The organism is Streptomyces sp. NBC_00083, assembly GCF_026343295.1.
GTDB lineage: Bacteria > Actinomycetota > Actinomycetes > Streptomycetales > Streptomycetaceae > Streptomyces.
Window position 1 is genome coordinate 1,738,324 of the sequence record NZ_JAPELY010000002.1, and the last position, 15,197, is coordinate 1,753,520.

Here is a 15,197-nt window from a genome sequence, read left to right on the forward strand (position 1 = left end):
GCTCGGCGGCACGGAAAGGTACGTCCGCACGACCCCATCCGTTCAACGCCCCGCCCGTTCCCCCACCCCGGCCCCGTGTCAGGCCTGAACGGCCCTCGCCCTCAATCGCCGGACGGGCTGGGATGGCCCCTTCTGGGCCTGCTGCCCAGGCCAACCCCGCCGGGGGCGCGGGGCTGTGCCTTTTGCGCGGCTCCGCCGCGGTGGGCGCGATGCCGGGTGCCCTACAAGGGGCGCGGGGAACGGCGCGAGACGCGGGCACGGTCCGCAGACGTAGACCGGGGCTGCTGGGGCTCCGCCCCAGACCTCGGTTCGCGACTGTCCGGCGCTAGTCCTCAACCGCCGGACGGGCTGGGGTGGCCCGCATGGGCCCGGATTGAGCAGCCGCTGAGGGTGGGGGTGCCGATGCCGGGCATGCTGCCCAGGCCGACCCACCTGGGGGCGCGGGGAACTGCGCGGGAGGTGGGCACGGTCCGCAGGCGTAGTCGGGGTTGCCTGGGGCTCCGCCCCAGACCTCGTTCGCGCCTGAAGGGCACTGGTCGCCGGACAGGCTGGGATGGCCCGCAGGGGCCGGGGTTGAGCAGCAGGCCAGGCTGAGGCGGCCTCGACCAAGCACCCTGCCAAGGGCAGCCCACCCAGGGGCGCGGGGAACGGCGCGAGACGCGGGCACGGTCCGCACACGAACGCGGGGTCAGAGCCGCGGGGTCGAGGGCGCGGGCACCCCGTACAGCGGACCGCACCCCCCCGCTCAACCCAGCCGCTCAACCCAGCCGCAGACGCCCCCGAAGCGACGGGTGGTCGGCCACCACCGTGCAGGAGCCCGGCGCGATCTCCGTGAACCCCGCGTCGCGGACCACGGGCAGCCCGCTGACGGTCAGCGCCCGCCACGCGCCCGCCCCGGCCGTCCGCACCGACAGCGCGAAATCCGCCTCCCGCCACGCGTCCCGCTCGCTCGACGACAGCTCCCACCAGGCGAGTTGCGCCGCGTGCCCCGCCTGCGCCATCGCCTTGCCCGCCGACATGTCGAGTTCAGGGTTGAGCCACAGCACCGGCGCCAGCGGGTCCGGCGCGCCCGGCTCGGTCGGGTCGTCCAGGTCGGTCCCGGACACCTGGAGCTTGGCCAGCTCCTTGGGCCAGCCGTCCAGCGGCACGGGCGGGAAGACGCGTACCTCCGCCGACTTCCCGGTCACCGCGATCCCCGGCAGCGCCGACGCCTTGCGCCACTCCGCGCCGCGCGCCCGCCGCACGACCTTGCGGATCCGCGCGTCCTGCCAGTCGCGCATGACCCGCGCCCACTCGCCCTCGTCGTCCCCCTCACCCAGCGACCGCTCGTCGGAGAGGATCGTCAGCACCGCGCGGGCCGCCGTCTCCAGCGCGTCAGTACGCGAAGGAGGCTCGGCCTTCTCGATGTGCACGACGAGCGGCAGCACGAACTGCGGCGCCTCGTCACGCGGGGACTCGTCGTGAAAGGGGCTCTCGGAAGGACCTTCGGAGAGGCCTTCGGCGGGGGTGTTCTCGGTGCTCACCCCACCAGTCTGCCAGCCGCCGAACCGGTGATTCTTGGCGGAATGATTCGTTCCGGGACAGGATGCGCGCATGAAGAGCGACCTTTTCGCCATAGAGAACATGGCCCAGCCGGCGGCCGCCGCCGGAATGACCCTGGAGAACGCCAAGTCGATCAAGTACGCCGTCAACGGCGAGATGCTCGCGCGTCAGGGCGCGATGATCGCCTACCGCGGCAACCTGCAGTTCGAGCGCCGCGGCCAGGGCATCGGCGGCATGCTCAAGCGCGCGGTGACCGGCGAGGGCCTGCCCCTGATGGCGGTCAGCGGCCAGGGCGAGGCCTGGTTCGCGCACGAGGCGCAGAACTGCTTCATCGTCGACATCGAGCCCGGCGACGCGCTCACCATCAACGGCCGCAACGTGCTGTGCTTCGACGCCTCGCTCAGCTACGAGATCAAGACGGTCAAGGGCTCCGGCATCGCCGGCGGCGGCCTCTTCAACAGCGTCTTCACCGGCCAGGGCCGCCTCGGCCTGATGTGCGAGGGCAACCCGCTGGTCATCCCGGTCTCGCCGCAGATGCCGGTGTACGTCGACACCGACGCCGTGGTCGGCTGGACCGCCAACCTCCAGACCTCCCTGCACCGTTCGCAGTCCATCGGCTCGATGCTGCGCGGCGGTTCGGGCGAAGCCGTTCAGCTGATGCTCCAGGGCGAGGGCTACGTCATAGTCCGGCCGAGCGAGGCGACGCCGCAGAAGGCCCAGCAGCACTGAGCACCGTACGCACGCTGCGGGGTGTGGGCCGCCGGTACTCGATCGGCGGCCCCTGGGTCCTGCGCGCCATCGGCCTCGACCTGCCCGCGGGCGCACGGGTCCGCATCGAGGGCGCCAACGGCACCGGAAAACCAACCCTGTTGTTCCCGGCGACAATGCCGTTCACGGTGACCCGCCCGGCGCCCGACTAGGCTCGGCGCCATGGACGAGACGCAGCCGCAGGACGGCGACACGAGCTACTGCGGGGCGCGGCCCGGTGGGCCGGTGCCCGTGGCGGGCGCCCATGAGGGCCCCTTCGCCGAATGTGTCCTGTGCCGGGCGCCGACCGAGTACCCGGAGTCCACCAAGGGCAGCACGCTCTGCCCGGTCTGCGCATGGCAGGAGGCGCAGCGCACGGCCTGTTCCGGCTGAGCGCGGCCCGTGCCGGCTCCGGCTAGTGGTGTGCCGTCGCGCCGCGGATCAGGTCGGAGACCTTCACGAAGCGGTAGCCGCGCTTGCGCAGCTCCGGCACGATGCGCTGGAGCGCCGTGTCGGTGACCGGCGCCGCGCTGCGCGTGCAGTGCATGACCACGAGCGACCCGGGCTTGACCCCGGCGAGCACCTGCTCGGCCACCGCGTCGGCGTTGGTGGCGAAGGCGTCGCCGCTCACCACGTCCCACTGGACGGCGGTCATCTTCAGCGGGGCGAGTTCGCGCAGCACCTCGTCGTTGTAGCAGCCGCCGGGGAAGCGGAAGTACGGCACGGCGTTGCGCACCCCGGCCTTCTTGAACTGCGCGGTCGCCTTCTCCACGTCGGCGCGCGCCTGGCCCTGCCCGACCACCGACAGTCCGTAGCAGTCGGACTTGAAGGCGTAGTGGCTGTAGGAGTGGTTGCCGATCTCGAAGGCGGGGTCCGTGCCGATGGCGCGGGCCTCGGCCGGGTACTCCTCGGCCCAGCGTCCGGTCATGAACACCGTGGCCGGCACCTTCAGGCGGCGCAGGTCCGCGATGAGCGCCGGGTTGTCGAAGTGCTCGCCGCCCGCCGCGCGGGGACCCTGGTCGGCTGTCATGTCGGCGTCGAAGGTGAGCGCCACGACCTTCTCGCCCCGGGCGGTGACGGGTGCCCGCTCGAAGACCGGGGTGAGGCCGCCGGGGCCGGGTGCCAGCGTCGGGGCGCCCTGGGCCACCGGCGCGGCCGCGCCCACGGCGCCGGGCGCGGAGGGAGCGGACTTGTCCGCGCTCTTGGGCGGGGCCGAGGCGGGGTCGGAACCGCACCCCGCGAGCGACGCACCGAGCAGGGCCACCGCGAGCAGCTTTCGCACAGAGATAGTCACGTGCGGAACGTAGCTGGTCATATAGCACGATTTGATGAGGGTGCCTGCGCCATGCCGGAGATTCCGGCCAATGCCGGACAGCCGTCGGCCGACGCCCCGGCGACGACAGGGCCCGGCCCACCGCACCGAGCCCCGCGCCCGATGGCCCGTAACGCGGGATCCGGCGGCGCGGACTAGGCTCGTGGGAGTGGGAAGGCCCGTGTGGGATCCCCAGGCGCCGAGCCGGGGGAGCCGGCGGACAAGCCCATCGGAACGCGCCCCGCGCAGGCAGGGCGCGGTGACGCCCCCGGGAGGCGCTGTGTCCGGATCCCGTACCGCGGCCGTGTGCGCGACGGTCTGCTCGGCCGCCGCCCTGGCCGCCCTCGCCGGCGCGGCCACCGCGCACGCGGACGACACCGGCTCCCTCACCGCCCAGCAGATCGCCCAGCGCTCCCGCACGGCCCTGCTCGGCGCCACCTCCCTGCACATGACGTCCAGGGGCGACCTCGGCGGGTCCGGGGCCCAGACCTCGTTCGACCTCACCCTGGACAAGGCGGGGAACTGCCGGGGCTCGGTCAGCCTGGGCCCGCAGGAGGGCTCGGTGCAGATCGTGAAGCGGGGCGTGGACGTCTGGCTGAAACCGGACGCGGCGTTCTGGAAGAACGATGTGCCGGGCAACGGCCCCGCCCTGGCCAAGCTCGTCGGCGACCGCTATCTGAAGGGCACCACCGCCGACCCGGTCCTGCGCAACAGCACCGACGTGTGCGACCTGGACACCTTCGGGAAGTCCATCACCGGTGGCGCGCAGCAGCCGAGCACGGTTCTGACCAAGGGGAAGCCGGCCAAGGTCGACGGCGTCGCGGTCATCCCCGTCACCGGCACCCAGCAGGGCCGGACCCTCACCATCGACGTGGCCGCGACGGGCACGCCCTATCCGGTACGGATCACCGTCGCCAAGGCGGGCGCGAAGACCCCCGAGACGACCGTACGCTTCGACAACTTCGACAAGCCGGTGCCGGCGGCCACCCCGTCCGCCGCCCAGTCCGTCGACATCTCGGGTCTGAACAGCCGCGCGTCCTGACCCGGACGGAGCCGGCGGAAGCCGGGCGGCCCAGGACCGAGCCCGACGGCGCGTTCCCCCGTTCGTGCGAGGCACGGGGGAACGCGCACGCCTTCGCGCGGGCGCGGATCAGACGAGCTCGGCGCTCAGCGTGATCGTGGTGCCGGACAGGGCCTGGCTGACCGGGCAGTTCTTCTTGGCGTCCTCGGCGGCCGACTGGAAGCCGTCCGCGTCGAGGCCGGGGACCTCGCCGCGCACGGTGAGGTGGATGCCGGTGATGCCCTCGCCGGGCTGGAAGGTGACGTCGGCCTTGGTCTCCAGGCGGGTGGGCGGGTTGCCCGCCTGCGTCAGACCGTGCGAGAGGGCCATCGAGAAGCAGCTGGAGTGGGCGCCCGCGATGAGCTCCTCCGGGCTGGTCTTGCCGTTGGCCTGCTCGGCGCGGGACGGCCAGGAGACCGCCTGCGAGGCGATGCCCGAGGAGTCGAAGGTGACGGTGCCGGAGCCCTTGAGGAGCTCGCCTTCCCAGACCGTGTGCGCCGTGCGCGTGGTGGCCATGATGTTTCCCTTCTGTGGCCGAGGGGGCGGTGGACGGATGCTGCTGCGGCCCCCTCGGGCCCAAACCTACTGCCCCACAAGGCCCTTCGCGTCGCGGGCGAGCGCGGTCAGACGCGAGATCGCCCGGAAGTACTTCTTGCGGTAGCCGCCGTTCAGCATCTCGTCGCTGAACAGCCGGTCGAAGGGGACACCGGAGGCCAGCACCGGCACCTCGCGGTCGTACAGACGGTCGGCGAGTACCACCAGGCGCAGCGCGGTCGACTGGTCGGGCACCGGGCCCACATCGGTCAGGCACACCGCGCGCACCCCGTCGGTGAGCGCCCCGTACCGGCTGGGGTGGACGCGCGAGAGGTGGTCGAGCAGCTGCGGGAAGTCGTCGAGCGCCGCACCCTCGGTGGCGTACGCCGCCTTGGTGACCTGCTCGTCGGAGAACGGCGCCGGAGCGTCGGGCAGCCCCCGGTGGCGGTAGTCCTCGCCGTCGATCCGCAGCGGCCGGAAGTGCGCCGAGAGGCCCTGGATCTCGCGCAGGAAGTCGGCCGCCGCGAACCGGCCCTCGCCGAGCTTGCCGGGCAGCGTGTTGGAGGTCGCCGCGAGCGCCACGCCCTGCTCGACGAGCCTGCTGAGCAGCGAGGAGACGAGCACGGTGTCGCCCGGGTCGTCGAGCTCGAACTCGTCGATGCACAGCAGCCGGTGGCCGCCGAGCGTCTGCACGGTCTGCTGGAAGCCCAGCGCGCCGACCAGATTGGTCAGCTCGACGAAGGTGCCGAACGCCTTGAGCGCGGGCTCGGCCGGGGTCGCGTGCCACAGCGAGGCGAGCAGATGGGTCTTGCCGACGCCGTACCCGCCGTCGAGGTACACCCCGCGCGGCCCGGCCGTCGCGGCCGGCTTCTTCGCGAACCACCGGCGCCGGGCGCCGGAGGCGTGCGCCCCGCCGAGCCCCGCCGCGAAGGAGGACAGCACGGTGACCGCCTCGGCCTGGCTCGGCTGGTTCGGGTCCGGTACGTACGTCTCGAAGCGGACCGAGTCGAACCGCGGCGGCGGCACCATCTCCGCGACCAGACGGTCGGCGGGAACGTGCGGCGCGCGGGCACAGAGGGACACCGGGGCCGCTTGGGCTATGGGGCTGGTCGACACAGTTCCCCACTGTAAAGGGCGTGCCAGACTGCACGACATGCGACAACTGTTCCCTGTGACCGACCAGACACCGGACGCCGAGGGCACCGCACCCGGCGCGAGCACGCAGTGGTCGCTCGACGAACTGGTCGAGGCATACGCGTACCCCCGCACGGACGGCCCCTGGCTGCGGGCCAACATGGTGTCCTCGCTCGACGGGGCCGGCCAGCACGACGGCCGCTCGCAGCCGCTCTCCTCCGAGACCGACATGCGTATCTTCGGCACCCTGCGAGCCCTCGCGGACGTGGTCGTCGTCGGTGCGGAAACGGTACGCCTCGAGGGGTACAGGCCGGCCAAGGCGCGGGCGGACTTCGCGGCGCGCCGCAAGGCGGCCGGGCAGGGTCCCGCCCCGGTGATCGCGGTCGTCACCGCCAGCCTCGACCTCGACTTCTCGCTCCCGCTGTTCACCTCGCCGCTCGTCCCCACCGTGGTCCTGACCGGCGCGGCGGCCGACCCCGACCGGGTCCGCGAGGCGGAGCGCGCGGGCGCCCAGGTGGTGGTCGCGGGCGACGGACCCGGCGTCGAGCCGCGCCGCGCGGTGCAGGCCCTGGCCGACCTCGGCCATCGGCGCCTCCTCACCGAGGGCGGGCCCCGGCTGCTCGGCCAGTTCGTGGCCGCCGGCGTCCTGGACGAGCTGTGCCTGACGGTGTCCCCGACGCTGACCGCGGGCGACGCGCAGCGCATCGCGGGCGGGCCCGCGGTGCAGGTCCCGCAGCGGTTCGCCCCCACCTCGGTGCTCGAAGACGCCGGGTTCCTCTACACGCGTTACCGTCGGATCTGACGATCGGCGGAATTCATCGTTCCGGTTAGCTCGCGCTGGGCACACTTACCTCACGCACACCCCGTGCGGGCACGGGGAAGGATGGTTTCCGCAGGGGCCGGACCCGCCACCTCGTGGTGGCGGCGGCCATGGAGAGAACAGAAGGGCGCCTGTGGTGTTCACGAGCGTATTGATGATCGAGAAGCCCCTGACCTCCGTCGACGTGGAATTCGTCACCACTCTGCACGGCGACGAGCCGGTGTCCTTCGTCGTGCTCATGCAGCCCAGGGGCGATCAGGACCGGCTCCTTCGCGCGATCGACGACGTGGCACTCGGCGAACTCGACGAGGCCGTCCACGAGAACGAGGAACCGGAGGGCAGAGCCGCCGAGGGCCCCGCCGAACTCGGCCTCCAGCACTCGGTGCAGTCGCTGCGCGACGCCGGCAGCACGGCGGTGGGCCAGGTCGTCGACGACCACCCCCTGGACAAGCTCAAGGGGGTCGTCGACGAGGTGGGTGCCGACGAGGTCATCGTCCTGACCGCACCGCACTACGTGGAGGAGTTCTTCCACCGCGACTGGGCCTCCCGGGCCCGCCACAAGGTGGGCGTGCCCGTCCTCAAGCTCTTCGCGCACAGCGAGTAGCACACCGCACGGCCCCGCACGGAGCCGTGTACGGAGCGGAGCCCCCGGGGGAACTAGGCTGGGGGCTCCTTCTGTACGTCGCACCCCGGGAGAGAACCGCATGGCCTCCGCCATTCCCACCGCCATGGAACGGCCGCACTTCATCGGCATCGGCGGTGCCGGCATGTCGGGCATCGCGAAGATCCTGGCCCAGCGCGGCGCCCGGGTCGCGGGCAGCGACGCGAAGGAGTCCGCGACCGCCGAGGCGCTGCGCTCCCTCGGCGCCACCGTGCACATCGGCCACGCCGCCGATCACCTCGCCTCCGACGCCAGCTGCGTCGTCGTCTCCAGCGCGATCCGCGCCGACAACCCCGAGCTGGCCCGCGCCGCCGAGTTGTCCGTGCCCGTCGTGCACCGCTCGGACGCCCTGGCCTCGCTCATGGGCGGCCTGCGCGCGATCGCCGTCGCCGGCACCCACGGCAAGACCACCACCACCTCGATGCTCGCCGTCGCCCTGACCGAGCTCGGCCTCGACCCCTCGTACGCGATCGGCGGCGACCTCGAAGGCCCCGGCACCAACGCCCGGCACGGCGAGGGCGACATCTTCGTGGCCGAGGCCGACGAGAGCGACCGCAGCTTCCAGAAGTACGACCCCGAGGTCGCCATCGTCCTCAACGTCGAGCTCGACCACCACGCCAACTACGCCTCGATGGACGAGATCTACGAGTCCTTCGAGACCTTCGTCGGCAAGGTGAACCCCGGCGGCACCCTGGTGGTCTCCGCCGACCAGCAGGGCGCGGTCGAGCTGGCCCGCCGGGTGCGCGATCAGACCGGCCTGAACGTCGTGACGTACGGCGAGTCCGAGGGCGCAGGCGTGCGCGTCCACAAGATCACCCCGCGCGGCCTCACCTCCGAGGTGACCGTCCTGCTGGGCGGCAAGTTCCTGACCTTCACGGTCTCGGTGCCCGGCCGCCACTACGCCCTCAACGCGGTCGCCGCGCTCGCCGCGGGCGTCGCGCTCGGGATCCCGGCGCACAACCTGGCCTCCGCGCTCGGCAAGTACACCGGCGTCAAGCGCCGCCTCCAGCTCAAGGGCGAGGCCAAGGGCGTCCAGGTCATCGACTCCTACGCGCACCACCCCACCGAGATGACCGCGGACCTGGAGGCCATGCGGGGCGCGGCGACCGAGGCCCGCCTCCTCGTGGTCTTCCAGCCCCACCTCTTCTCGCGCACCCAGGAGCTCGGCAAGGAGATGGGCCAGGCCCTCGCGCTCGCCGACCTCTCCGTCGTCCTCGACATCTACCCGGCCCGCGAGGACCCGCTCCCCGGCGTCACCAGCGAGATGATCATCGACGCGGCCAGGGCGGCGGGCGCCACGGTCACCGCCGTCCACGACAAGGAGACCGTCCCGGACGTCATCGCGGGAATGGCAGCCCCGGGCGATCTTGTTCTCACCATGGGCGCGGGCGACGTGACGGATCTCGGCCCGGCCATCCTGGCCCGCCTGTCGAACTGATCCGGCACCCCCGACACCGACCCGCACCGATCCGAGCGAGGAGCACCCCATGGCGTACGACGTCGAGAAGCCGGACGAGCAGTGGCGCGCGGAGCTGACGCCCGCCGAGTACCAGGTGCTGCGCCAGGCCGGCACGGAGCCCGCCTTCGTCGGTGAGTACACCGACACCAAGACGGAGGGCGTCTACTCCTGCCGCGCCTGCGGCGCCGAACTGTTCACGTCCCGCGAGAAGTTCGAGTCGCACTGCGGCTGGCCGAGCTTCTACGACCCGAAGGACAGCGACGCGGTCGAACTCATCGACGACCGCTCGCACGGCATGGTCCGCACCGAGGTCCGCTGTGTGAAGTGCGGCTCCCACCTCGGCCATGTCTTCGAGGGCGAGGGATACGCGACCCCGACCGACCAGCGCTACTGCATCAACTCGATCTCGCTGCGGCTGAATCCGGCCGGCGGAGCGAGCTGACGCGCAAGCGAGGCCATCGGGACGATGGAGGTCGCGAGGGCGGCCACCATCGCCCACACCCGTAACCCCCGGCCGGGGGTTACGGGTGCTCCCGCAGCCGGACTTCCAGGTGCCCGCCTTCGGGGCGTGCGGGTACGGAGAGGGCCGCGGCCCAGGCGCCGGGTACGGCGAGGTCCGCCACGGTCCAGGACGCGGGCGTGCCCGGCACCCCCGCGGCCACGACGACCGGGCCCGCATGCTCCGGCCGGGTCTCGACGGTACGGAGATCGGTCGTGATCCCCACGCCGACCGCCTTCAGAACGGCTTCCTTACGGGTCCACGAGCGCAGGAAGGCCCGGGTCCGGGCGCTGCCCTCGTCCGCGCCCAGCACGACCTGACGCTCGGACTCGGTCAGGGTGGCGGGCGCCAGTTCCTCGACCGGGAAGTCCCGTACGCCCTCGACGTCCACGCCCACCGGGACGCGGGCCACGGCGAGCATGCCGCAGCCATGGGTGTGGGAGATGCTGATCCACAGCGGGGACTCCGGAGACAGCACGGCGGGCGGACCGTGCAGCGGATCGCCACAGCCGGGACAGGGCCTGCGCCCCAGGCCTATCTCCGCGGGTGCCACATCGAGCAGCCCCGACAGGATCCGCCGGCTCGCGGCGCGCCCCGCGACGAAGCCCACCGCGGTGGGCGCATGAACGATCTTGGCGGCCCGCTCGCGCTCGTCCTTGCTGAGCAGAGCCAGGTCGGCCGGCTCGGGGGAGCTGCCTTCGGTACGCCACCACCAGGCGTGCGCGACAGCCGTATCGGATTCGAGGATCAAGGTCACGCAGGCACGCTACAACCCCGGTCGGCGCGGGGTTGACGCCCAAGTTGACGTGAGGTGAGCACAAGCGTAAGGTTTCTCGGGTTGCCACAGAGCCGGAACGGTTCTGCGACAACCGTCCGCCGCAGCTTCTGCGGCCACCCAACTCAGCACGATCCCTCGACGGGGGAAAATTCGGCATGCCGAATTTCATTTCTCGTCGAACCGGAAGACTCGATTATGAATCGGCCGGGGAAATCAGCTAGAGTTCGGGACGTCGGAACGGCCCAACAGCCGGGAAGACAAACCCCGCTCCGACGGGGAATCGGACACGAAAGAGTCTGATAGAGTCGGAACACGAAATACCGAAGGGAAGCGCCCGGAGGAAAGCCCGAGAGGGTGAGTACAAAGGAAGCGTCCGTTCCTTGAGAACTCAACAGCGTGCCAAAAGTCAACGCCAGATTGACAACCCCGTCTCCACTTCGGTGGGACGAGGTTCCTTTGAAAAGTCCTGCACGCCCTTGTGGTGGGCAGGCAATTACACAGCGAGGACGCTGTGGACGGGCCGCCTTATTCCGGTGGTTCCGTCCCGCTCTTACGTGATGTGTGCACCCGATTACGGGTAAACATTCATGGAGAGTTTGATCCTGGCTCAGGACGAACGCTGGCGGCGTGCTTAACACATGCAAGTCGAACGATGAAGCCCTTCGGGGTGGATTAGTGGCGAACGGGTGAGTAACACGTGGGCAATCTGCCCTTCACTCTGGGACAAGCCCTGGAAACGGGGTCTAATACCGGATAACACTCCTCAGGGCATCTTGAGGGGTTAAAAGCTCCGGCGGTGAAGGATGAGCCCGCGGCCTATCAGCTTGTTGGTGGGGTGATGGCCTACCAAGGCGACGACGGGTAGCCGGCCTGAGAGGGCGACCGGCCACACTGGGACTGAGACACGGCCCAGACTCCTACGGGAGGCAGCAGTGGGGAATATTGCACAATGGGCGAAAGCCTGATGCAGCGACGCCGCGTGAGGGATGACGGCCTTCGGGTTGTAAACCTCTTTCAGCAGGGAAGAAGCGAAAGTGACGGTACCTGCAGAAGAAGCGCCGGCTAACTACGTGCCAGCAGCCGCGGTAATACGTAGGGCGCAAGCGTTGTCCGGAATTATTGGGCGTAAAGAGCTCGTAGGCGGCTTGTCACGTCGGATGTGAAAGCCCGGGGCTTAACCCCGGGTCTGCATTCGATACGGGCTAGCTAGAGTGTGGTAGGGGAGATCGGAATTCCTGGTGTAGCGGTGAAATGCGCAGATATCAGGAGGAACACCGGTGGCGAAGGCGGATCTCTGGGCCATTACTGACGCTGAGGAGCGAAAGCGTGGGGAGCGAACAGGATTAGATACCCTGGTAGTCCACGCCGTAAACGTTGGGAACTAGGTGTTGGCGACATTCCACGTCGTCGGTGCCGCAGCTAACGCATTAAGTTCCCCGCCTGGGGAGTACGGCCGCAAGGCTAAAACTCAAAGGAATTGACGGGGGCCCGCACAAGCAGCGGAGCATGTGGCTTAATTCGACGCAACGCGAAGAACCTTACCAAGGCTTGACATATACCGGAAACGGCTAGAGATAGTCGCCCCCTTGTGGTCGGTATACAGGTGGTGCATGGCTGTCGTCAGCTCGTGTCGTGAGATGTTGGGTTAAGTCCCGCAACGAGCGCAACCCTTGTTCTGTGTTGCCAGCATGCCCTTCGGGGTGATGGGGACTCACAGGAGACTGCCGGGGTCAACTCGGAGGAAGGTGGGGACGACGTCAAGTCATCATGCCCCTTATGTCTTGGGCTGCACACGTGCTACAATGGCCGGTACAAAGAGCTGCGATGCCGCGAGGCGGAGCGAATCTCAAAAAGCCGGTCTCAGTTCGGATTGGGGTCTGCAACTCGACCCCATGAAGTCGGAGTTGCTAGTAATCGCAGATCAGCATTGCTGCGGTGAATACGTTCCCGGGCCTTGTACACACCGCCCGTCACGTCACGAAAGTCGGTAACACCCGAAGCCGGTGGCCCAACCCCTTGTGGGAGGGAGCTGTCGAAGGTGGGACTGGCGATTGGGACGAAGTCGTAACAAGGTAGCCGTACCGGAAGGTGCGGCTGGATCACCTCCTTTCTAAGGAGCACAGCACCGTCTGCAGACAAATGTTCTGCACGGTCAGCTCATGGGTGGAACGTTGACTATTCGGCACTCTTGGTCAACTCGGGCCGCCAGTACTGCTCTTCGGAGCGTGGAAAGCGGATCGGGGCGATGGAGAGGGCCGGGCACGCTGTTGGGTATCTGAAGGTACGGCCGAGAGGCTGCCTTCTAGTGCCGGCCCCAGTGAACTCCACTGAATGGTGGGGGTGATGGGTGGTTGGTCGTTGTTTGAGAACTGCACAGTGGACGCGAGCATCTGTGGCCAAGTTTTTAAGGGCGCACGGTGGATGCCTTGGCACCAGGAACCGATGAAGGACGTGGGAGGCCACGATAGTCCCCGGGGAGCCGTCAACCAGGCTTTGATCCGGGGGTTTCCGAATGGGGAAACCCGGCAGTCGTCATGGGCTGTCACCCATACCTGAACACATAGGGTATGTGGAGGGAACGAGGGGAAGTGAAACATCTCAGTACCCTCAGGAAGAGAAAACAACCGTGATTCCGGGAGTAGTGGCGAGCGAAACCGGATGAGGCCAAACCGTATGCGTGTGATACCCGGCAGGGGTTGCGCATGCGGGGTTGTGGGATCTCTCTTCTGTCAGTCTGCCGGCTGACGAGGACGAGTCAGAAACCGTTGATGTAGGCGAAGGACATGCGAAAGGTCCGGCGTAGAGGGTAAGACCCCCGTAGCTGAAACATCAACGGCTCGTTTGAGAGACACCCAAGTAGCACGGGGCCCGAGAAATCCCGTGTGAATCTGGCGGGACCACCCGCTAAGCCTAAATATTCCCTGGTGACCGATAGCGGATAGTACCGTGAGGGAATGGTGAAAAGTACCGCGGGAGCGGAGTGAAATAGTACCTGAAACCGTGTGCCTACAAGCCGTGGGAGCGTCGCTGCATTGTGCTTGCACATGCAGTCGTGACTGCGTGCCTTTTGAAGAATGAGCCTGCGAGTTAGCGGTGTGTAGCGAGGTTAACCCGTGTGGGGAAGCCGTAGCGAAAGCGAGTCCGAATAGGGCGATTGAGTTGCACGCTCTAGACCCGAAGCGGAGTGATCTAGCCATGGGCAGGTTGAAGCGGCTGTAAGAGGTCGTGGAGGACCGAACCCACCAGGGTTGAAAACCTGGGGGATGACCTGTGGTTAGGGGTGAAAGGCCAATCAAACTCCGTGATAGCTGGTTCTCCCCGAAATGCATTTAGGTGCAGCGTCGTGTGTTTCTTGCCGGAGGTAGAGCACTGGATAGGCGATGGGCCCTACCGGGTTACTGACCTTAGCCAAACTCCGAATGCCGGTAAGTGAGAGCACGGCAGTGAGACTGTGGGGGATAAGCTCCATGGTCGAGAGGGAAACAGCCCAGAGCATCGACTAAGGCCCCTAAGCGTACGCTAAGTGGGAAAGGATGTGGAGTCGCAGAGACAACCAGGAGGTTGGCTTAGAAGCAGCCACCCTTGAAAGAGTGCGTAATAGCTCACTGGTCAAGTGATTCCGCGCCGACAATGTAGCGGGGCTCAAGCGTACCGCCGAAGTCGTGTCATTCCAGCATATAGGGCCAACGCCTGCTGGGATGGGTAGGGGAGCGTCGTGTGCCGGGTGAAGCTGCAGCGGAAGCTAGTGGTGGACGGTTCACGAGTGAGAATGCAGGCATGAGTAGCGATACACACGTGAGAAACGTGTGCGCCGATTGACTAAGGGTTCCTGGGTCAAGCTGATCTGCCCAGGGTAAGTCGGGACCTAAGGCGAGGCCGACAGGCGTAGTCGATGGACAACCGGTTGATATTCCGGTACCCGCTTTGAAACGCCCAATACTGAATCAGGCGATGCTAAGCCCGTGAAGCCGTTCCGGACCCTTCGGGGAAAGGAAAGTGGTGGAGCCGGTGACCCAGACTTGTAGTAGGTAAGCGATGGGGTGACGCAGGAAGGTAGTCCAACCCGGGCGGTGGTTGTCCCGGGGTAAGGGTGTAGGCCGTGCGGCTAGGCAAATCCGGATCGCACATATAAGGCTGAGACCTGATGCCGAGCCGATTGTGGTGAAGTGGATGATCCTATGCTGTCGAGAAAAGCCTCTAGCGAGTTTCATGGCGGCCCGTACCCTAAACCGACTCAGGTGGTCAGGTAGAGAATACCGAGGCGTTCGGGTGAACTATGGTTAAGGAACTCGGCAAAATGCCCCCGTAACTTCGGGAGAAGGGGGCCATCACCGGTGATGAGATTTACTCTCTGAGCTGGGGGTGGCCGCAGAGACCAGCGAGAAGCGACTGTTTACTAAAAACACAGGTCCGTGCGAAGCCGTAAGGCGATGTATACGGACTGACGCCTGCCCGGTGCTGGAACGTTAAGGGGACCGGTTAGTGACCTTTCGGGGTTGCGAAGCTGAGAACTTAAGCGCCAGTAAACGGCGGTGGTAACTATAACCATCCTAAGGTAGCGAAATTCCTTGTCGGGTAAGTTCCGACCTGCACGAATGGCGTAACGACTTCTCGACTGTCTCAACCATAGGCCCGGTGAAATTGCACTACG

The 15,197-nt window shown here is 67.9% G+C and carries 13 protein-coding genes and 2 rRNA genes; 10 read left to right on the top strand and 5 right to left on the bottom strand.

Annotation, left to right across the window (positions count from 1 at the left end; translation table 11 throughout):
- Positions 1–758: 758 nt before the first annotated feature.
- Positions 759–1,523 carry an aminoacyl-tRNA hydrolase gene (locus OOJ98_RS23860; protein WP_267056979.1) on the bottom strand — a complete coding sequence of 255 codons (765 nt, stop codon included), beginning with the start codon at positions 1,521–1,523 and terminating at the stop codon, positions 759–761.
- Between the two features lie 70 nt (positions 1,524–1,593).
- Between OOJ98_RS23860 and OOJ98_RS23865 the strand changes: the two genes are divergently transcribed.
- The 3 genes from OOJ98_RS23865 to OOJ98_RS23875 are packed head-to-tail and all read left to right on the top strand — an operon-like array spanning position 1,594 to position 2,682.
- Positions 1,594–2,271 carry an AIM24 family protein gene (locus tag OOJ98_RS23865; RefSeq protein ID WP_267056980.1) on the top strand — a complete coding sequence of 226 codons (678 nt, stop codon included), beginning with the start codon at positions 1,594–1,596 and terminating at the stop codon, positions 2,269–2,271.
- 23 nt (positions 2,272–2,294) lie between these two features.
- Positions 2,295–2,462, top strand: a complete 168-nt coding sequence (locus OOJ98_RS23870) for a hypothetical protein (protein ID WP_323177926.1) — start codon at positions 2,295–2,297, stop codon at positions 2,460–2,462.
- Between the two features lie 10 nt (positions 2,463–2,472).
- Complete coding sequence (locus OOJ98_RS23875) at positions 2,473–2,682, top strand: hypothetical protein (RefSeq protein ID WP_267056981.1); 210 nt, start codon at positions 2,473–2,475, stop codon at positions 2,680–2,682.
- A 22-nt stretch (positions 2,683–2,704) separates the two neighbouring features.
- Here OOJ98_RS23875 and OOJ98_RS23880 read toward each other — a convergent pair whose 3' ends face one another.
- Positions 2,705–3,583 (bottom strand): polysaccharide deacetylase family protein, encoded by an 879-nt coding sequence (locus tag OOJ98_RS23880; protein ID WP_267056982.1) that lies wholly within the window; start codon positions 3,581–3,583, stop codon positions 2,705–2,707.
- 298 nt (positions 3,584–3,881) lie between these two features.
- Here OOJ98_RS23880 and OOJ98_RS23885 point away from each other — a divergent pair, with 298 nt between their 5' ends.
- Entirely contained in the window at positions 3,882–4,643 is a 762-nt protein-coding gene (locus OOJ98_RS23885; RefSeq protein WP_267056983.1) for a hypothetical protein, read from the top strand.
- A 108-nt stretch (positions 4,644–4,751) separates the two neighbouring features.
- Here OOJ98_RS23885 and OOJ98_RS23890 read toward each other — a convergent pair whose 3' ends face one another.
- A complete protein-coding gene (locus tag OOJ98_RS23890) occupies positions 4,752–5,177 on the bottom strand; it encodes an OsmC family protein (RefSeq protein WP_267056984.1) in 426 nt (141 codons plus the stop codon).
- A 66-nt stretch (positions 5,178–5,243) separates the two neighbouring features.
- Positions 5,244–6,350, bottom strand: coding sequence for a cell division protein ZapE (zapE, locus tag OOJ98_RS23895; protein WP_267056985.1), 1,107 nt, complete (start codon positions 6,348–6,350; stop codon positions 5,244–5,246).
- Between zapE and OOJ98_RS23900 the strand changes: the two genes are divergently transcribed.
- The 4 genes from OOJ98_RS23900 to msrB all read left to right on the top strand — a co-directional run bounded on the left by OOJ98_RS23900 (position 6,349) and on the right by msrB (position 9,711).
- A complete protein-coding gene (locus tag OOJ98_RS23900) occupies positions 6,349–7,131 on the top strand; it encodes a pyrimidine reductase family protein (protein ID WP_267056986.1) in 783 nt (260 codons plus the stop codon). The genes zapE and OOJ98_RS23900 overlap by 2 nt on opposite strands.
- 154 nt (positions 7,132–7,285) lie before the next feature.
- Positions 7,286–7,753, top strand: coding sequence for an indole-3-glycerol phosphate synthase (locus OOJ98_RS23905; RefSeq protein WP_267056987.1), 468 nt, complete (start codon positions 7,286–7,288; stop codon positions 7,751–7,753).
- Between the two features lie 100 nt (positions 7,754–7,853).
- A complete protein-coding gene (murC, locus tag OOJ98_RS23910; RefSeq protein WP_267056988.1) occupies positions 7,854–9,248 on the top strand; it encodes a UDP-N-acetylmuramate--L-alanine ligase in 1,395 nt (464 codons plus the stop codon).
- A gap of 49 nt (positions 9,249–9,297) precedes the next feature.
- Entirely contained in the window at positions 9,298–9,711 is a 414-nt protein-coding gene (msrB, locus tag OOJ98_RS23915; RefSeq protein ID WP_267056989.1) for a peptide-methionine (R)-S-oxide reductase MsrB, read from the top strand.
- A 79-nt stretch (positions 9,712–9,790) separates the two neighbouring features.
- Here msrB and OOJ98_RS23920 read toward each other — a convergent pair whose 3' ends face one another.
- Complete coding sequence (locus OOJ98_RS23920) at positions 9,791–10,525, bottom strand: 4'-phosphopantetheinyl transferase superfamily protein (RefSeq protein ID WP_267056990.1); 735 nt, start codon at positions 10,523–10,525, stop codon at positions 9,791–9,793.
- A gap of 605 nt (positions 10,526–11,130) precedes the next feature.
- Here OOJ98_RS23920 and OOJ98_RS23925 point away from each other — a divergent pair.
- Both OOJ98_RS23925 and OOJ98_RS23930 read left to right on the top strand, forming a co-directional pair.
- Positions 11,131–12,656 (top strand): 16S ribosomal RNA (locus tag OOJ98_RS23925).
- Positions 12,657–12,940: 284 nt separating this feature from the next.
- Positions 12,941–15,197, top strand: a 23S ribosomal RNA gene (locus tag OOJ98_RS23930); the annotation flags it as partial.